The sequence below is a fragment of the Flavobacterium sp. ASW18X genome (assembly GCF_005144745.1).
Lineage (GTDB): Bacteria > Bacteroidota > Bacteroidia > Flavobacteriales > Flavobacteriaceae > Croceivirga.
Genome location: NZ_SWKK01000011.1, coordinates 99,523 through 120,291, shown reverse-complemented (window position 1 = coordinate 120,291; position 20,769 = coordinate 99,523). Strand labels below are relative to the sequence as shown.

Genomic DNA, 20,769 nt, shown 5'->3' with positions numbered 1-20,769 from the left:
TGTTGAATGCTTATTGTATTTAGTTCAAACTACTAACTTAACTGCAAATTCTAAACTATTTTGAAGCAAATTAAGATTATTTCAATCATTACTCTTTTTTTCGTTAGTCAAGCTCTTGTGGCACAGAATAACTTGCCAAGTAAAGAAAAACCCAACATCATTTTTATTTTGACCGATGACCAACGTTTTGATGCTATTGGTTATGCAGGAAACACCTTCGTTGAAACTCCTCAAATGGATAAATTGGCAAAAGAGGGAACCTATTTTAAAACCGCCATGGTAACCACGCCCATTTGTGCGGCTAGTAGAGCCAGTATATTGACAGGTTTGTATGAACGTTCCCATAATTTCAATTTTCAAACGGGTAATGTACGAGAAGAATATATGGCGAACTCCTATCCAACGTTACTAAAAAACAATGGTTATTATACTGGATTTTATGGTAAATATGGGGTGCGTTACAATGATTTAGATAAGCAATTTGATGAATACGAATCTTATGATAGAAATAACCGCTTTAAAGACAAAAGAGGGTATTATTACAAAACCATAAATAAGGACACCGTTCACTTAACTCGGTATACGGGCCAACAGGCGCTAGATTTCATTGAAAAGAATGCGGGCAATGAAAAACCATTTTGTCTCTCCCTTAGTTTTAGTGCTCCACACGCCCATGATCCGGCCGAAGACCAATATTTTTGGCAAGAAGCCACAGATGGTATGTTGCAGAACACAATCATTCCTAATCCCAAGTTAGGAGCCGATAAATATTTTGAAGCACAACCAAAAGCAGTGCGAGATGGCTTTAATAGATTAAGATGGACGTGGCGTTATGACAATCCAGAAAAATACCAACATAGTCTAAAAGGCTATTATAGAATGATTTCTGGTATAGATTTAGAGATTGAAAAAATTAGGAAGAAATTAGTAGAAACCGGTCAAGACAAGAACACTGTCATCATTTTAATGGGTGACAATGGATATTTTCTTGGAGAACGTCAATTGGCTGGTAAGTGGTTAATGTATGAGAATTCCGTAAGGGTTCCTCTATTGGTTTACGACCCGCGAGTTTCTAAACCAAGAGATGTAGACGAAATGGTTTTGAATATAGATGTAACTGCTACAATTGCCGATTTGGCAGGAGTTAGTATACCCGAGACCTGGCAGGGTAAAAGTTTAATGCCCATAGTCAATAAAGAAACCAATACCATGAACCGCGATACGGTACTTATTGAGCATATTTGGGATTTTGAAAATATTCCTCCTAGTGAAGGTGTGCGCACTAAGGAGTGGAAATATTTTAGATATGTCAATGATAAAACAGTAGAAGAACTTTACAACTTAGAAAAAGACCCTTTAGAAATCAACAATTTAATTGGTAAAAAGAAATACCAGGAAGTGCGAGACAAGTTAAGTGCTAAACTAGATGCACTGATTAAAGAAAACAGTAATGAATACAGGGCAGCCCCTTCAGACCTTACCGTAGAATTGATAAGAGAGCCAGAAACTGATGTAAAAATATTCGACCTAAAACCAGAATTTGGATGGACGGTGCCTTTGACCTCAAAATTTCAATCTGGTTACCAGATTTTGGTTTCTTCAAGTCAATCGAAAATAGAAACCAATAATGGGGATGTATGGGATAGTAAACGTGTTGCTTCCAACCAATCTACAGATGTTGAATATACGGGAACTTCTTTAGAACCCAACAAAACATACTATTGGAAAGTACGTATTTGGGATGAAGAAAATCGTTTGGTTGATTATTCTGAGCCGCAAAAATTCACCACCGGTATAAGCGATAGCTATATCATATCCACAGAAAATAAATACCTTATAGATAAGGTACATCCTATCAAATTTGAAAAAAGAGGAGATTTTTACTTTTTAGACTTTGGCAAAGCTGCTTTTGCCACCATAGACTTCAATTACGAAGCTAAAGAACCACATACCTTGACGGTCAGAATTGGAGAAATGTTGGATGACGAAGGAAATGTTAACAGAACACCACCGGCAAAAAGTAATATTCGCTATCAAGAAATTAAGGTCGATGTAACCCCTGGAAAAACAAAATATCAGATTAACATCGAACCTGTGCCTGATAACCGCATGAAAGGACCTAGTAAAGCTATTCCGCTACAAGAAGGGTGGCCTGTTTTACAGCCGTTTAGATATGCGGAAGTGGAAGGAGCCCAAATCCCTTTAAAAGCCGAAGATTTTGAGCAATTGAGATATACCAGTTATTGGGATGATACAGCAAGTAGCTTCACCAGTAACGATGAAATTTTAAACCAAATTTGGGAGTTTTGTAAATACTCAATAAAGGCAACCACTTTTGCAGGTCTTTATGTAGATGGCGATAGGGAACGTATCCCGTATGAGGCCGATGCCTACCTTAATCAGTTAAGCCACTACACAACCGATAGAGAGTATGCCATAGCGAGGCGCACCATAGAGTATTTCATGAAAAATCCTACATGGCCAACAGAATGGCAGCAGCATGTGGCACTATTAATTTATGCCGATTATATGTATACGGGCAATACTGAATTAATTGAGCGTTATTACGAACCATTAAAACATAAAACGCTTTTTGAGTTATCCAATGAAGATGGGTTAATAACATCTACAAAAGTTACCGAGGATTTTATGTATAAGCTTGGCTTTGAAAAAGGGTATAAAAAGCCATTGACTGACATTGTAGATTGGCCTTCAAAGAATTTTGCAGGAAGCAAAACAAAAGGTGAACGCGATGGTTTTGTTTTTCAGCCTTATAGTACGGTAATCAATGCCTTCTTTTATGAAAACATGAAAATCATGGCGGAGTTTGCCAAGGTTTTAGGAAAGACGGATGAGGTTTTAGATTTTGAATTACGCGCCGCCAAAGCCAAAAAAGCAGTGAATGAACAAATGTTCGATAAGGAACGTGGTATTTATGTGGATGGTATTGGCACCGACCACGCCTCTTTACATGCTAATATGATGCCTTTAGCATTTGGCTTAGTACCAAAAGAGCACTATGAAACCGTAATAAACCATGTAAAATCTAGAGGAATGGCCTGTAGTGTTTATGGGGCACAATTTTTAATGGATGGTTTGTACAATGCCGGTGAAGCGGATTATGCCCTCGATTTATTGACAAGCCAAGCTAAAAGAAGTTGGTACAATATGATACGTGTAGGCTCTACAATTAGTTTAGAAGCCTGGGATTATGAGTATAAAGTGAATTTGGATTGGAACCATGCTTGGGGTGCAGCACCTGCTAATGTCATACCCAGAGGCTTGTGGGGCATAAAACCTAAAACGCCAGGTTTTGGTATTGCTACGATAAAGCCACAAATGAGCAGTTTAAAAAATAGCAGTATTGAGGTGCCGACAGTACGTGGAACCATAAAGGGAACCTACACTTATAATGGCCCCAGATTACAGACCTATGAACTAGAAATTCCGGGTAATATGGTTGCGGAGTTCTCTTTGAATGATTTGGACGGAAAAGACTTTATCCATAATGGGGAAAAAGTACCAGCGGCTTTTGATTATATACGCCTATCACCAGGGAAACATACGATACAGTTGAAGATTAATTCTTTCTAGGATTAGCTTGTTGTTCCAAATGAGTCACAAAGGGGAATCTCAAAATAATAAGATTTCCCTTCGCTTGTTAATCGCCCTGACGAAATTATAAGGGTAGTGTCATTTCGAGCGTAGTCGAGAAATCTCAAATACTGTATCTTCAATACGTTTTGGATTATGCTCACCTGAAAAGAAATCGATGGGGCTGAAAGACAATAGCATATAAATTAATTTTTAGCCAAATCAATTGAAATTATAGAAATCATAAGTCCAATAAGGCTTGGAGAACTACGAACAGAAATACAAAACTTGAGTGGTTTTGATTAATCAAATACCGATTAGATTATGAGAAAAAAGGGTTTTCTCTATTGCCTTCTTGTCTTTGCCTTTTTAAATACTCATGGGCAAACAAAAAATCGTCCATTTATTTGGGTGGATGCTGACGACCACCACATCATCCTGAACAAAATAGAGACCAAAGCATGGGCGAAATCATCTTATGAGGAAGTTAAACAAAGGGTTGATAGCACTTTGGTATTTTATCAAGAAAACCGAGACAAATTTCTTAGAAATTTAACGTTGGATTGGAGTCAAGCGAAAACCAATAGTATTCCTCCCCTAACTTACACGACTACAGGCAAAAAGGGCAAACATGAAAATTTGGATAATGCGAGTGATGAAGAGATGGCGAATTTTTACAAGTTGTCGGACTACTTGCAATCGGCCAAAGAGGCTGGGTTTCTCTGTTATTTAACGAACGATGAGACCTATGCCCAATACGCTACTGATATTCTTTACACGGCCGTAATGGGCATTGTACAGCTGCAACCCTCAGATTGGAGACCCCGCGGGGGGTGGCTTTGTCCTGATGATATTCTGAGGGAATCCAGACTTATAGGTGAAAAGTATCCTATTGTCTACGATTTTGTTGCCCCTTTTATTGCAAAAGGTGGTAAACCTTATGATGTGGCACGCCAGTCTGATGTTGATTTTCCTATGGCGAAAGCCCAAGAGGTTTTCCGAACTTATGCAAGATTGGTTGTAGATAATGGTATGATCAATTCAAATCATCCAGTATTGGAATCCAATTGTTTGGTATACAATGCGCTGGCTTTAGAAGATATTCAGGAGAGGAATATGTATTTGGAGTATTATTTAACCAAGAATACCTCCAATCAAGATGCGCTTGCTAAAGTGGCTGAATTTTATAAAAATGAAGGGGATATCTGGCCAGAATCTTCGCAGTATACGAATGATGTTGCTGAGCGCTCTACGAAATTGATGTACGTATTGACCAAATATGACCCCTCTTTACAATTGGGCCGCACTTACCCAAATATTCCCTGGGCTATTCAGCGCTTGGACTATTTGGTAAATCCGAACGGAGAACTCATACTTTGGGGCGACGGCCATCGCAAGTACAAAACACCTTATGATGCCTATGAGTTAGCTTATAAGCTGGGTAAAATTGATAGCGTACCCAAATTAGAAAAGCAGTTCAGCAACTTATTGGGCAGCGCAATGGCCAAGGGAGAATATCAAAGAGAAGGGTTAGAAGCATTGATGTGGTACCATGATGACTTTGAACAAAAGGAAACCACTATTGAACTGCCCCGAACCGACGAACAGCCCCATGCTGGAATTTTTCTGCAACGAAATTTGAGTAGTACGGGTAATCCTGATGATGGGTTAATGTGCTTTGTTGGTGGTGCTTCTATGGTGCACGGTCATGCCTCTGGAATGTACATGGAACTATATGGAGAGGGTAGGGTAATGGGAGTAGATAATGGTAGAGGAAAGTATGCCCAAAATATCCATGAGAACTACTCCCGAATTTTCGCGGCCCACAATACGGTCATCGTAAACGGGGCATCACAAGGTGAGGGCGAATGGGTAAACTTAGGAATGGATACGGTTACCTTGGAATGCATGGAACCAATGCCTAAACAAAAAGCAGTATCCCCCAATTATTCCTTTACCACAACCAATTTTTATGATGGTGGAGGTACAAAAGCAGAAGCCGAGCAACAACGTACTATGGCCTTGGTTCGTACATCGCCAACAACAGGCTACTATTTGGATGTTTTTCGTTCGAAATCTAAACTACCCATTGAATACCATGATTACCTCTACCATAATTTGGGCGAGTCCCTTACTTTTTTAAATGAAGACCTTGTTTTAAATCTGGATGCCAATCGATTCATGGCAAATGCGAATGCAGAATGGAGGCGAAACAGAAAATATCGGAATCCTGGATGGCACTTTTTTAAAGATGTTGAAACTTCCGAAAGGTATTCAGAAGATGTTGAACTTCTTTTTAAAGCAGAACGGTTTAAAGACAAAAACCGATATATGAAGGTCTTTATGCCCGGTTTTGAGGGTAGAACCTATACCAAAGTGATGGCTCCCAAAACATTTGAAGCACCAGAACCTTATGATAAATTACCTACACCAACACTGGTCGTACGTCAACAAGGTGAGGCACATACCAAACCCTTTGTGGGCGTTTATGAACCCTTTGCCGAATCAGCGAACAATGGCTCAGTGCTATCAGTAGAAAAGTTGGAACAAAACGGACTATTTCAGGGGGTAAAAGTGACAAGTAAGATTGACTATAAAATCTTGGTACAGTATCATCTAATGCCTTTTGAAAACGGTACGCTTTCCCTAAGAGAACACGCTATTGAGTTTCAGGGGCATTTTGCTATCATCACTTTTGATGGAAACAATGTGTTAAAAGACATTTATATCGGAAATGGAAAGCGTCTCAAAATTAAATCTTTTTTAGTTGAGAGTAAAACCGATAGATTCAATAAGGTCTATATCGATTTTAATACTGAAACTCCCATAGTAGAAGGTGATTTTAACATAGGTAAAATAAAGCAGGAAAGGTAGTTTCTTATTGATGAAGTGTAAGGGTATTCTACACCTCTATTGGAGCGATGCAACATTTCTTCTACCATTTACATCATTTCTGATTTAAAGTCATTTCCGCAGAAACTATTTTTACATAAAAATTGGTTTTATGAGGAATTATATCGTAGTAGCACTATCCGTAGTCTTTTTCTTTTCATGCAGTTCAGATTCGGTTGAGGTAGTCACAGTACCCAATATGGAGTCTACAGAAGAACCTGTTGACAATACAAATGATGGTGGTAGTAATAGTGACAACAGCAATGATAATAGCGACAACACTTCTCAAGAAGTAGATGTTACTGTTTATGGTGATGACCTTGAAAGCGACGGAAGTGATTTTGATAATGGCGTAATGCGAGGTTTAACACCTATCCAGTTCGCTGCGGAAATGAAGACGGGTTGGAATTTAGGAAATAGCCTTGATGCTGAGGGGCCAGACGAAACATTCTGGGGAAATCCTAGAATTACTAAAGAGATGGTTGACGCAGTTGCCAATCGTGGTTTTACAACCTTAAGGTTGCCCGTAACATGGCGTTTTCACCAAGGTGATGCTCCAAACTATGCAGTTGAGATTGCTTGGCTGGATAGGGTTGAAGAAGTTGTAAATTATGCAAGGGCGAATGATATGTATGTTATTGTAAATGTGCATCATGATGATCCTTGGATTATTCCAACTCAAGCCGAAAGTGATGGAGTTAAAGACCGTCTTGCGAAATTATGGACGCAGATTGCAGTGAGGTTTAGAGATTACAGTGATTACGTGATTTTTGAAACCTTGAACGAACCTCGTCACGAAAACACCCCTGAAGAATGGTCAGGAGGAACAGTTGAAGGTAGAGACATGGTAAATGCTTACCATCAAGTAAGTCTTGATGCCATAAGGGCGACAGGTGGCAATAACGAGACTAGAAAAATTATGATCTCTACCTATGCGGCCAGTACGGTGCCAGTTGCCATGGATGCCCTTATTATTCCTAATAATGACCCAAATACAATGGTTTCATTACATTCTTACTTTCCATTCCCTTTTACTTTAGAAGGTACGGATACTACATGGGGATCAAGTCAAGATAGAGCAGATTTATTGGCAGAAATGAACCGAATCAAGACTAGGTTTTCAGACAGGGGCATGGCTGTGGTCTTAGGTGAATGGAGTTCTGCTAATCAAAATAATATTGAAGACCGTTTAGCTCATGCAGAATACTATTCGCAACTAGCAGCAGAACGGGGCTTTGCAAGTATTTGGTGGGACAATGGGGACACCAGTGCGAACAGGGACGGATTGGCCATATTTGATCGAGATAATATGACCTTTACTTTTGATAACATTGCGGATATCTTGATTCGAGCGAACGAATAAATTCTAACTTTTTTTCAACTGTTTTAACAGTTGTATAGTTCAAAAGGGAAGCCTGAGTATACTTTACTTAGGCATCCCTTTTTTTATTGAGATTGTGCAAGTCGATTAAAAGTTAGTAATGTAAGTTCTATATATTCGGTGCTTTTGTTTTCAAAATCAATCGGTAAAATAGTGTCATTTCGAGCTTGGTCACTTAGCGACCCGTTAGAATTGCAGCAGAGAAATCTTAAAACCCGTGCTTTTCAATTAGATCTCTACTTTAGTCAAAGAATTTCAACAAAGTCCAAGAAATCATTGTTGTTGGCAACAAGAATATAGTTCTTCCCCATAATGGTTATCATGGCCAAGTCTTTGACGTCACCATCAACAAACAAACCGGTTTGTGATGCACCCAAGACATCGAAAGCTACATTTTTTGACCCTTTTAAAAAAGAACCAAAACCAGCATCGGCTCTTGGAGTTTCAACCTCAGAGGCGAAAAGGTTACCAGCAAGTAACAGGTCTTTTATTCCATCGTTATCAAAATCAGAAACTAAAATTTGGTTCGTAGGCGCCATTTGTGCTTGGAGCGGCAAATCTTTTCGAACAAATTTTCCGTCAACATTTTCAAAAACGGCGGTTTTAAAAGACTTTACAGTGTAATGAATACTGTTTTCCAATTTTTTCTCGTCATAAACATCTATCAATGTTGCCTTAGAAAACGCATCATAGTTTTCAAATTTCTTTTTGATGTTTGGCATTTGTTGTGAGCTACATTCGCGCCCTCTCACCGGATATTGTTCTCCATCATTGTAATAGCTTAAAACAATATCATTGGTTCTGTTACCATCAAAATCATTTAGAAAAATATCAAAGGTGGCATCTTCGGAGGCTTTGTATTTATAGTTTTCTCCCAAATTTCCTGCGACAAGGTCAATATCCCCATCATTATCAATATCATCGGCTTTTAAACTAAACCACCAGCCAACGGTGTCTTCCAACCCTAAGTCATTGGTAACTTCTTTAAAGCCATTTCCTTTGGCATTCTTAAAGACTTTAATACCCATCCACTCACCGGTAACGGCAAGGTCTTGCCAACCATCTTTGTCAAAGTCTGCCCATTGCGCTGATGTTACTAAACCAATTCTAGTAAGTTCAGGGGCAAGTTTCGGTGTACTATTAACGAACCTGACATTTTTGCCCTTACTTATATTTTCTAATAAGTAGCTGTTTGATGGATAAGGATAATTGCCCGGTATTAACCTACCACCAACAAAGAGGTCCAAATCACCATCCTTATCAAAGTCTGCGGCATAGACCCTACTGCCACTTTCTGTTATACGTGGCAGTGCGTTTTTATTTTTCACAAAAGTTCCATCACCTTGATTGATGTACAAACGGTCTTGAAGTAGTGGTGACCCGGGTTTAAATTCATTACCTCCACTCACGATATAGATGTCGTTATAACCATCGTTATTGGCATCAAAAATTAAGGACCCGATATCTTCGTGCATCCTATCCTCCAATAATAATTTGAATTTTTGTTGCTCAAATGAACCATCTTGTTTTTGATAAAATAAGCCGCCAGGATATTTGTTGGCCGCCCCAATATAAAAATCATCCAATCCATCTCCGTTTAAATCCCCAACGGACAACCCTGGTCCAAATTGTGAGGTTTTATGGGGCAGGAGAATTTCTTTTTTAAAGTCATCATAAACATTCTCTTTGTGCTTATAAAGCGCAGGAGGAGTATCGACATTTGAAAATAATGATGGTTTGGTTTCCTTTGGTGAGAATTTTTCCGCTGCATTTAGAACGTCTACGGTTAAAAGTTGATTTACACTGACATCTACCAGTTTTTGTTTTTTCTTATTGGGCCAGATGACCAAAAGGCTGTCAATTTGCTCATCTTTTCCTAATCCAAAATGGATTCTTGGCGCTACGGAAGATTGAAAACCCCTACTTAATGTTAGTTCTTGAAATTGATGTGTATTGTTATGGTACAGCTTTATTTTGGCTCCAATACCCAATTTATTTCCATCAGGCCCGTTGAGTTCTAAAGCGAGATAATTGTTTGTTTTTGAACTGTTATTGTTGAAAATTGAGGCTTTTTGGTCAATATTGTTCACAACAAGCTCAAGATCTCCATCATTATCAAGGTCTACATAAACGGCCCCATTGGAAAATCCTTTATCATTAATGCCCCAATTCTTATTGTTTTTTGTAAAAGTAAGGTCGCCGTTATTCTTGAATATAAAATTATCAATGGGTTCTGAAGGAATACGCAGACTTTTTACAAGTAGACTGTCTTCATGTTTTTTTTCACCTTTTAAGCTTTCAAAATAATCTTTGTTGTTGATTTCCCTACGGGTTCCATTGGAAACGAAAAGGTCTTTGTGACCGTCATTGTCAAAATCGGCCAACAGCGGTGCCCAACTCCAATCTGTTGAAGATATTCCCGCCAAACGGGAGATATCCTTAAGTTTTGGAACACCATCCTCTGAGTAGCCTGTATTCAACTGTAAACTGTTTTGCATGTATTGGTATTGAAACCCGACCCGTTCGATATTGGCAAACAGTTCAGGGTTCATACTGGCCATATTGGCTTTTGACCTACGGTTAGATGCGGCATCCATGTCCATCTGAATAATATCCAGCAAGCCGTCATTGTTGAAATCGGCAATATCAGCCCCCATACCATAGAAGGAAGTATGGGCAGTGGCAGTCTTAATTTCATTTTTAAACGTACCGTCTTTTTGGTTGATGTATAGGCAATCAGGCGTGCTAAAATCATTGGAAATATAAAGGTCTGTCCACCCATCTTGATTAATATCCGATGCTGTTACGCTAAGTGAAAGACTATATTCTTTTACACCCGAAGATGCTGTTATTTTAGTAAAGCGATTACCATCATTTCTGTAGAGATTGTCGGTTTCGGTATCGGTTACCCGATCCATGCGCATTTTGTAATTAAAGCTGTTGTATTCGAAAGGGGTAATAGGGTAGTTTGCAACGTATACATCAAGGTCACCATCGTTATCAAAATCAAAGAAGGTGGCATCAACACTGTTTCCTTCATCGTTTAAGCCATAGGCTTCAGCTTGTTCAGAAAACGTGTTATCCCCATTGTTAATGAATAGTTGGTTCTGTTTGTTGCCTGATTGACCGGCTACCAAGCAGTATATGTCCAAAAGGCCGTCGCCATTTACATCGGCCATGGTTGTGCCTGTGTACCAACGGGTGTCACCTTCAATAGATGCATTATCGGTAATATCGGTAAATTTCAAATCGCCATTATTCAAATAAAGCTTATTAGCAACCATATTCCCGGTAAAGAACAAATCGATAAGGCCGTCATTGTTAACATCGCCTGCTGAGACACCACCGCCCATATAAATGTAAGGATAGGTAAAGTAGTTGAGGCTATCGGTTTCTGTAAGTTGATTTTCAAAGTGGATACCTGTCGAATCTGACGAAAGTTTTGAAAATATTGGGGTTGCCTTTTTAGGCAATTTATCTGCACCTTGTTCAGTTTTGTTTTTGCAGCCAAATACCAAAATGATTCCGAAAAGAGTTGCGAGAAAGTAAATCTTCAGTTTCTGCATTTTCAATTTTTCCTTCTTGTTCTATCGTTGAATTTACTAAAAAGTAAATGAGCAAGAATTTATATTCTCGCCCATTGATTGTGAAATAACTAAACTAACTCGAACAATTAATATCCAGGGTTTTGATCAGCCTCAGTCAATGCAGTGTTGGCGTCAATTTCATTTTGTGGTATGGGCATCACGCGATGCACATTTGGATCATAAACGCGAACGTTACGTAACGATTCATCTGGATTGTCAAAATTAGCATCCGGGAAAAAGGATAATTCTTGATCATCTAGATTCCATCGAACAAGATCATCGAATCGCTGTTGTTCTCCAGAAAGTTCTACAAATCTTTCATGGACAATGGCCTCAAATATCTGTTCTGGTGTATTTACTTGAAAGCCTCTGGCATCCATAGTGGCGGTACCGTATCGTGGCATTTCTGCACGATCTCTAATTTCATTCAATAGGTCTATTGCACCTTGGGTGTTCCCCAAGTTCAATTCTACCTCAGCACGCATTAAAATTACATCTGCATAGCGCATGATTCGAACGTTTACACCACTGTTTTCAGAAACATTTGTTTCGTCATACAATTGGGAGAATTTATACCATGCCGGCGCTCCCACACAACCGGGACACGGAAACTGGAGGGAAAAATCTGGGCCGTAGAAGGTATTTTCATTATCTACCAAAATGGCGAATTCAAGTCTAGGATCATCCTCTTCAAATTCTTGTATCATTTTATCTGAAGGTCTGGCATTCGCCCATCCAGTGTAATCTTGTGACCTAAATGTTATTTCTGAAGTACCGATACCAGTCTGAGCCCAACGTTCGCTATCAGTACCTACTCCTGAAGCAACTTGATATCCTATCTCAAACATTGATTCGTCATTATATTCGCCAGAAGCATTAAAGTTATCGGCGTAGTTTTCTAGTGGCAATAAGCTATGATTGGTTACATTGTTAAAAGCTTCTCGTGCTTCGATGTACATTTCGCGATGCAAATATACTTTGCCCAACATGGCAAAAGCTGCTTCACGTGTCACCCGACCAGCTACAGAAGTTCCTTTTGGAAAGGTCAATTGGGTAGAAAGTTGCAAATCTGCTATAATTTGTGCGTAAATCTCATCTACTGTAGCTCTAGGTGAATCCACAGTAGCTTCTTCTAATTCAACCTTTAATGGAACCCCTCCAAAGCGTTTTACCAAATGGTAATAATATAAAGCCCTAAGATAATATGCTTGCCCAAGGGCATTGTCTACATCTGATTGTGTATAATCGCTGGACGGCAAATCTGCAGTTGTACGCATTCTTTCTTCGTTGCCAATAACAAAATTACAGGCTCCAACACCATTGAAACACGATGTCCAATACTGGGCGATGTTTTCTAAAGTTGGATTAAACTCAAATCGATTGAACGGTGCATAGTTGGGATCCCCACTTGAAAGTACTTCATCAGAAATAGCATCTTGCAAGATATAACCATTACGTTGATACAGTACTTGAAATTGATTGTAGCTGGCATTCACTGCAGCCTCAACTTGGGTCAACGATTCAAAGAAAATCTCTGGATTCAGCGCATTGGTATTCTCAACAGGCACTTCCTTATCACAGCCTATTACAAAAAGTAGTGCCGCAAAAGGGATACACTTTAAAAGGTTAAAACTATTTTTTTTCATTTTTCTCACACTTTTTATTAAAACTCTAATTGAATTCCTGTAACTACGGTAATCGGTCGTGGTTGTGCACTTCGATCTATGCCCAGACCATCAACCAGGCCAGCTGCATTATAGAAAGGTGCAACTTCAGGGTCAAGACCTGAATAATTTGTAAAAGTTAATAAATTTTGCCCTTGTGCATACACTCTGAACTTTTTAAGAAAGCCATTCCCAGATTTATTAACCATGGTATTGGGGAAGGTATACCCTACAGTCACATTACGCAATCTAAGAAATGAACCATCTTCAATATATCTAGAAGATATTTCATTATTGATATTGTTACCGAATCTAAACCTTGGGATATCAGTGATATCTCCAGGGTTTTGCCATCTACGTAATACCTGTGTTCCGTAGTTCAATCCATTATCCAATCCTTCCAAATAAAATACATTACTGTTCAATATATCAACACCTTGTACCCCATTGAAAAGTACATCAAAATCCCATCCACGGTAATCCGCTCTTAAGTTAACGGCGTAGGTAAAATCTGGGTTGGGATTACCAATTACGGCTCTATCATCCAAATCAATAAGGCCGTCACCGTTAATATCACGGTAACGAACGTCACCAGGTTGCACAGGAACCGCTGTATTTCCGTTGTTGGGTAATGCTTCGTCAATTTCAGCCTGTGTTGAATAGACACCGTCAGCTACTAATCCAAAAAAGTGAAAGGGGGCTTCACCAACTGCCAATCGGTTTAGCGCAGATGCAAAAGGCGGATTCAAGCGTGCACGTTCAATAGGCTCACCCGCCAGTCCGAGGCGTTCTACCCTAGCTTCTGCCCGAGTTACATTTGCCCAAAAATTCCATTTAAATTCACCTTTGTAGTCATTATAACCCAATGTCAGCTCTAGTCCTTCGACATCAACAATTCCAACGTTTCTGATTACTGTTGCCCCAGTTTGTGAATTACCTGGTATACCGGCTGATGAAGGCAATTCCACTGGAATTAACAAATCTTCACTACGGTTTTTGAAATAATCCATGCTGAATTGAATCTGGTCGTATAAAAATCCAGAACTGAACCCATAATTTTGTTTGATTTGTGTTTCCCAACGTAAATCAGGATTGGCTGCATTATTAGGACTAATCCCAGGAACTACCACATCATTTAATACAGTAGGTAGATTTAGGCCTAAGGTGGGAAGAAACTGGTTCACTACGTTACCTGTTCTGTTGTTACCGGTCTCCCCATAACTACCCCTAAACTTAAAACTATTGATAAAATCAACGTCAAACCACTTTTCATTTGATATATCATAGCCAAAAGCACCTGAAAAGAACCATTGTGAGGCATTCTCTGGCGAAAAGCGTGAAGAAGTATCCCTTCGACCTGAGCCACTGATGGAGTACCGATTATCAAATTCATATCCTGCAAGAAAGAGAACGGAATTTAAATTTTCTGGTACCGAAAAAGATAGAGAACTGGCGTTCGGAGAAAAAATCTCAGGGATTTCTGAAGAGATTTCTTGGTTATCCGAAAGTAATCCTGATTCAAAATTGATTTGGGTTTGTTCCAACACAGCAGAGGCATTGACAGAATGTTTACCAAAGTCTTTATCAAATGCCAAGGTATTCGTAAAAATGGTTTGAGTTGTCGTTTGTCGTATTTTATCAACAAAATTAATTGGATTAGCAAAAGTGCCTAATTCAGCAAATGCCCGGCGCTCATTATCTTGTAATAAAAGGCTCGCATTCAATCCAAATTGGGAACGAAAACTAAGTCCATCAAATATTTTAGCATTTACAAAGACGCTACCGATTGCTGATGAAAACCTTGTAAGGTTATCTTGGCTATTCTGTATTCTAATTTGATTTCGAGAGTCGTTTAAATCCAATTCGGTAGTACCCCCAAAGCCATCCACAGGATTTCCAACTTCGATGTAGGGTGCCATTCCTAGTATATTTTGAAAAGGATCACGACCACCATCGCGTTCTGGTGATACCGTTCTATTATGTCCCAATGATAGGGTCTGACCTATATCGAGCCATTCTGAGATTTTGGCATCGGTATTGATATTTAGTGTGGTTCTTGAGAATCCAGTGTCAATGAAGATTCCCTGTTGATCCAATCTTGAAAATCCAACATTATATCTAGCCTTTTCACTACCGCCGTTCACATTAGCACTAATGTTATAAATAGGAGCTTGTCTAAAATAGGCATCTTGCCAATTGGTATCTACCCCGTTGCCATTAAAGTTTGGGTCTAGGTTAATTCGATCTACAGGAAAATCAGGCCCACCTTGCTGTCCGGCCAAAGCGTTGACTTCGCGCAAGAACTGAATGTATTGTTGTGTGTTTAAAACGTCGTAACGGTCGTTAAATTCTTGTACTCCACTAGAGGCATTAACGGTAAAAGAGGCGTTGCCGATTTTACCTTTTTTGGTGGTGATGAGAATTACCCCGTTGGTACCCCTTGATCCATAAACCGATAATGAGGCGGCATCCTTCAGTACATCTATTTTTTCAATACTTGCTAAATCAATACTGTTGATACTGTTAGTGAAAACCCCATCAACAACAAAAAGTGGGGTACCATCTCCAAAGGTATTCACACCGCGTATTTGAATCAGTGTCTGTGAACCGGGTGAACCACCATTGGTAATCGTAACACCGGCTGCCCTTCCCTGAAGTGCCTGCCCAATGTCCGTAGTAGGAAATTCACTTAACTCTTCACCATCTACGACAGATACAGGTGTGTTTCTTTGTTTACCATATGACACTAGTACGACTTCATCTAAACTGACCAAATCCCTTTGTAAAGTAACATTAAGCACAGTTTGATTGGTGTAGCTGATTTCTTGCCGGCTGTATCCTACGTAAGAAAATATAATTGTGGTGCCGTTGCTTACCCCTTTTAAGGAGTACCTGCCATCAAAATCAGTTACCACACCATTGGAGGTGCCCTCTACGAAGACCGAGGCTCCTGGAAGCGGCCCATCAGTATCGCTTACTGTTCCGGTTATTTCTTGAGATGTCATTTGCGCTGACAACAATAGTAGCAACACAAAACTTAATTTTTTCAGCATTTTCTAAAAGGTGTTAATTGAATCTTCGGTTAAACCCTTTCACTTTAGTGATAAGGAAAAGACGTTAAAATTTGTTAAAGCGCAAGTTACTTTTACTTGAAAATTGAGCTATAATCTATTTGATGCAATGTTTGTAGCAAATGTTGCATAACATTGAAATTGTTGGCTCTATAAAGAATGAATGTCTTTCAAGAATGCCCCTATTATCCCCTTTTTGGAAGTTCGCCGAATTGTTTTTTGTAGCAAACGGTAAAGTATGAAGCCGATAAGAATCCTACACCATGGGCAACCTCACTTACATTCAAGTTTGTGTCATTTTGCAGTAATGTTCGGGCCCTTTCCAACCGTATTCTTCTAATAAAAGTTATCGGTGATAGTCCGGTCAGGTTTTTTACTTTTCGATAAACCTGGCTTCTGCTGAGACAAAGATGTGAGGATAGCATTTCAACATTTAGGTCAGGGTTGTCGATGTTACTTTGAATAAAATCAACTACTTTTTGCATAAAATCATTATCAAAATCAACAAGATTCTTTTGCTCTTTTTCTGGTGTTGCAGCTACCGTCTGTAGTTTGGAGAGGTCATTTTTCTTAAGTTGTTGTGCAACGATTGCTTCTAGCTCTTCTTTGTCGAATGGTTTGGTCACATAAGCATCGACACCGATTTGAATGCCTTTGACCCTATCTTTTGGTAGGGCCTTGGCCGTCAGCATGATAATTGGGGTTTGCCTTAGTTTTTCGTTATTTCTGATTTTTTTGCAAAATTCAATACCGTCCATTATGGGCATGATAACATCTGTTATTATTAAATCAGGTTCATGCTCAATGCTTTTTAGCCAACCTTCTTGCCCGTCTGATGCCAAAACCAATTTATATTCATTCTTGAAGATTGAACTTATATAATCTTGAAGATCTAGATTGTCTTCGACAATCAGCAGCGTCTTTTTTCTTTCTTTGACGCTCAATATCTCGTTTACATCATATTTCTTTTTCGATTTTATCGTGTTCGGCGTTATGGCAATTGTAGTTTTTTCAGTTTTATTCAATTCTTTTTCAAAGAACTTTTCGCCATGTGGTATGATAACTTTAAATATAGATCCCTTACCTAAAATACTTTCTACTTCAATAATGCCTCTATGGAGTTCAACAAAGCTTTTTACCATTTCAAGACCGATTCCTGTACTTCCGTAATAGGTTTTGTTCTTCTCCCCAATTTGATAGAACCTGTTGAATATCTTTTTGTACTCTTTCTGATCTATACCAGGACCGCTATCTTTTACGCTTATTTCAATGACGGGTACCGATTTTTCGGTATTTATGTTCGGTAAGACTGTTTGCCCTTTAGAGCGGATTTCTACTTGGATCCGACCATTATTTGGGGTAACCTTAAAGGCATTTGAAAGCAGATTAAAGAAAATCTTATCCAATAAGCCTTTGTCGGCGTATGCCTCAAGATTAATATCATCATACTTAAGGTCAAGACGAATTGCCCTTCTTTGCGCTTCCTCGTTGAAAAAGCTTAGAATGTTCTTTGTCTGCTCGGTCAATTTAAAATGACTTAGCATTAGTTGAAGTTTATCGGATTGCAATTTTCTAAAATCCATCAACTCATTGATAAGCCTTGACAAACGATCTGCATTTTTATGAATGATTTGATGTTTCTCACGAACATTTTTTGTGAACTCGCTTTGGTTCATGTTCAGTAGCTCTTTAATCGGATTTATTATAAGGGTCAACGGCGTTCTGAACTCATGTGAGATATTGGTGAAAAACTGGAGTTTTTGCTGTTGGAGTTCTACTTTCTGTTTCCTTCTTTCCCTTTCAAGTCTGCGGGTGTTTTTTATTTCTATTCTTTTTCTGTAGGATAACATAATCGTAGTGACCAGTGCTCCAATCAGAATAAAGAAAAGTAGGTACGCCCATTTGGTTTGCCACCATGGCGGTAATACTTCAATGGTTAAAATGGTTGTGGCTGGGGTCCAAAGCCCATCATTATTTGACACTTTGAGGTAAAAGGTATAATCTCCAGGTTCTAAATTAGTATATGTTGCCATTGTGGATGTACCGACATAATTATAGGTGTCATCAAAATTTTCTAGGTAATGGGCGTACTGATTATTGCCGGGTCTCGTATAACTAATGGAACCATAATCGATGGTCAATGCCGTTTGATGGTGTTTTAATTTGACGGTGTTTTTACTGTCACTGATTTGTAGCGGACTATCCTTATCTTGACTATTTACCTTTTTGTTGAAAATTCGTAGGCCTTTTAAATAAGGTTTGGGTAGATTTGGATTTGAAGGTATGTTCTTCGGATTAATTGTGTTTAGTCCATTTTTTGTGCCCAGATATAAGATGTTTTCCCCTGCTAAAACGATTGCCCCATCGGCAAGAAAGTTTTTCAAAAGGCCATCTTGAACTGTAAAATTGGTGACTTTGTTTAACGCTCTTTCTATTTTTAGAACACCCAATTTACTGCTGAGCCAGAGTTCATTTTTGACCGGTTCATAAATTGCGTTTACATAGGTCAAATCTTGACCGTCTAGCTTAAATCGTTCAAAACCTTTTGTTTCTCGATTATAAGAGAAAAGACCTCCTCCATTGGTTCCGCACCAAACCGTTCCGTCTTGGGTTTCGTATATATCGAGTATCTGATTGGAACTCGGGTGGCCACCAAAAGTTGATGAAATCGCGTTATTGTGTGAAACGACATCAAATTCAGTTTTTTTAGCAACGTTGATATGGTAAAGCCCTGAAGAAGTGCCTACCCATAGAAAACCATTACTGTCGTGATGAATGACCTTTATATCTTTAATATTCAATTGAGAACTTTGATATTTCTCGCCAGAGGGTATCTCTATCGTTTTTTTTATCGGATCGTAATAACATACGCCCTCTAAAAAAGTACCTATCCAAACCCTACCGTGGCTATCTTCCGAAATACTTTGGGTTTTATCTGTGCGAAGCTTCCCTCCAGTAGTCTTTTTTGTGAAATTCACGAAGGTTTTGCTTCCTTTTTTTAACCAATAAATTCCGTTCCCCCAGGTTGCAATCCATAGACCATCCATACTATCAACGAATATGTCTTCAATAAAATTACCCTGCGGAAAACCAGTGTATAACGTATTCTTTTTCCCGTAAATTGCGGTGACTTGCCCTGAGGTCGTATTCAAATAATCGATGGCGTTGGTTTGGGCAATATAGAGATTACCATTACTCGTAGTGGCAAAAGCCCTAATGTCATTGGATTGAACCGTATTACTCCCAACTTGCATTCTCAAGGCCTTGAACTTATTATGGTATTGGTCGAGAAAACCCAAGCCGTCTTCATAATAACCTAACCAAAGCCTGTTTTCGTTGTCATATAATAATGACCAAACCGAATCAGACCCTATACCCTGTTTGTTTTTTGGATCATACTTTAAGTTTTTTAACAAACTGCCATCATCATTCAGAATTGCCAAACCCTCATTTTCAATAGCTATGAATGTTGTGTTTTCATTTCCTGTAATGGCCATAACCTTGTTATTGGCCACGTTGATTTTTTTTGCTGTCTTTCTCGGTTTTTTCAGGTCGATCGTAAATACGCCATTTTTGACAGTTCCTATCCAAAGGTTTTCCTTTTGGTCTATATGAAGTTTAGTGATGTTAAAGATACTTTTCGACCTAGCTACCGGTAGGTCTTTTATGGTACCTTTATTAAAGTATTGTTCGGTCTTTAATCCTTTATTGGTTGCAATGTAAAGGTTGCCCTTGGTTGAAAATTTTAAATCGAGTATCGCATTTCCTGGGATTGCATAGTTTTTTATGGAAAGATTGGATAGGTCGATTTTTTTTATGCCGTCATATGTTCCAACGAGAATAGTTCCTTCAAATTCAGCAAAGCAGAGTACGTTGATAAAAGAATTATCTGAGTTTTGGTATGTCTTATTCGAGATTCTTACAAATTCATTTTTGAGTTTGTCGTATTTACTCATACCGGCGTTGGTGCCGACCCAAAGACCGCCTTTTGCATCTACGAACAATGAATTGATGGTATTGCTACTAATGCTATTTTTGTTATTGAGCTCATGCCCAAAGTAGGTGTATGAAAGACCATTAAAACGATAGAGGCCAGCACCATCTGTGCCAATCCAAATAAAACCATTATGATCTTTGACCATGGCCGTTACCGGTCGTTGAAACAAGTTTTTTTCAGCAGTATGAAATTCAAAATCCTCTTGATCAAATTGTGATTGAACAATGTTTGTTGTAAAAAGTAAGATAACGACCGCTAGTTGTACTAAGCGCTTTGAATGCTTCATCATTAGGTACATTGCTTGTAAGTCTTGTTTACTGTAAAATTGAACTTAAGTTTTAACGAGAAAAATAAAATTTGTAGCAATTTATCCCTCATATGTTGCAAAGAGTCTTTTTGGATGTAACTAAAAGAATGTTAATAAGAGTTAAAAAACTATATTCATTTTTGATTTATTAAAGTTAATGAAATATGAAATCGTTTATTCTTGGCCTCCTATTAATTCTATTTATCTCATGTGAGAAAAATGAGTTTAAAGCCGTTTTACAGGAGGGGGCTCCTCCTTCCGAGGTTCGAGCCAACA

Annotated in this window: 7 protein-coding genes; 3 read left to right on the top strand and 4 right to left on the bottom strand. The window is 38.7% G+C overall.

What is annotated here, in order from left to right; all coding sequences use genetic code 11:
* Window positions 1-117 precede the first annotated feature (117 nt).
* The 3 genes from FBT53_RS08650 (at window position 118) to FBT53_RS08640 (ending at window position 7,849) form a co-directional block, all read left to right on the top strand.
* Window positions 118-3,594, top strand: a complete 3,477-nt coding sequence (locus FBT53_RS08650) for a sulfatase-like hydrolase/transferase (protein ID WP_240729795.1) — start codon at window positions 118-120, stop codon at window positions 3,592-3,594.
* Window positions 3,595-3,918: 324 nt separating this feature from the next.
* On the top strand, window positions 3,919-6,468 hold the full coding sequence (locus tag FBT53_RS08645) for a heparinase II/III family protein (RefSeq protein ID WP_136950779.1): 2,550 nt from the start codon (window positions 3,919-3,921) through the stop codon (window positions 6,466-6,468).
* Between the two features lie 130 nt (window positions 6,469-6,598).
* Window positions 6,599-7,849 (top strand): glycoside hydrolase family 5 protein, encoded by a 1,251-nt coding sequence (locus FBT53_RS08640; protein ID WP_136950778.1) that lies wholly within the window; start codon window positions 6,599-6,601, stop codon window positions 7,847-7,849.
* Between the two features lie 263 nt (window positions 7,850-8,112).
* Here FBT53_RS08640 and FBT53_RS08635 read toward each other — a convergent pair whose 3' ends face one another.
* The 4 genes from FBT53_RS08635 to FBT53_RS08620 form a co-directional block, all read right to left on the bottom strand.
* Window positions 8,113-11,433, bottom strand: a complete 3,321-nt coding sequence (locus tag FBT53_RS08635) for an FG-GAP-like repeat-containing protein (protein ID WP_136950777.1) — start codon at window positions 11,431-11,433, stop codon at window positions 8,113-8,115.
* Between the two features lie 107 nt (window positions 11,434-11,540).
* Window positions 11,541-13,100 (bottom strand): RagB/SusD family nutrient uptake outer membrane protein, encoded by a 1,560-nt coding sequence (locus FBT53_RS08630; RefSeq protein ID WP_136950776.1) that lies wholly within the window; start codon window positions 13,098-13,100, stop codon window positions 11,541-11,543.
* Between the two features lie 17 nt (window positions 13,101-13,117).
* Window positions 13,118-16,171, bottom strand: coding sequence for a TonB-dependent receptor (locus tag FBT53_RS08625; RefSeq protein ID WP_136950775.1), 3,054 nt, complete (start codon window positions 16,169-16,171; stop codon window positions 13,118-13,120).
* A gap of 203 nt (window positions 16,172-16,374) precedes the next feature.
* Window positions 16,375-20,475 carry a hybrid sensor histidine kinase/response regulator transcription factor gene (locus tag FBT53_RS08620; RefSeq protein ID WP_169630342.1) on the bottom strand — a complete coding sequence of 1,367 codons (4,101 nt, stop codon included), beginning with the start codon at window positions 20,473-20,475 and terminating at the stop codon, window positions 16,375-16,377.
* Window positions 20,476-20,769 lie beyond the last annotated feature (294 nt).

Bases quoted from the DNA above. Each gene is read 5' to 3' on its own strand.
- FBT53_RS08625 (WP_136950775.1), bottom strand. From the start codon at position 16,171: ATGCTGAAAAAATTAAGTTTTGTGTTGCTACTATTGTTGTCAGCGCAA.
- FBT53_RS08640 (WP_136950778.1), top strand. From the start codon at position 6,599: ATGAGGAATTATATCGTAGTAGCACTATCCGTAGTCTTTTTCTTTTCA.
- FBT53_RS08620 (WP_169630342.1), bottom strand. From the start codon at position 20,475: ATGATGAAGCATTCAAAGCGCTTAGTACAACTAGCGGTCGTTATCTTA.
- FBT53_RS08630 (WP_136950776.1), bottom strand. From the start codon at position 13,100: ATGAAAAAAAATAGTTTTAACCTTTTAAAGTGTATCCCTTTTGCGGCA.
- FBT53_RS08645 (WP_136950779.1), top strand. From the start codon at position 3,919: ATGAGAAAAAAGGGTTTTCTCTATTGCCTTCTTGTCTTTGCCTTTTTA.
- FBT53_RS08635 (WP_136950777.1), bottom strand. From the start codon at position 11,433: ATGCAGAAACTGAAGATTTACTTTCTCGCAACTCTTTTCGGAATCATT.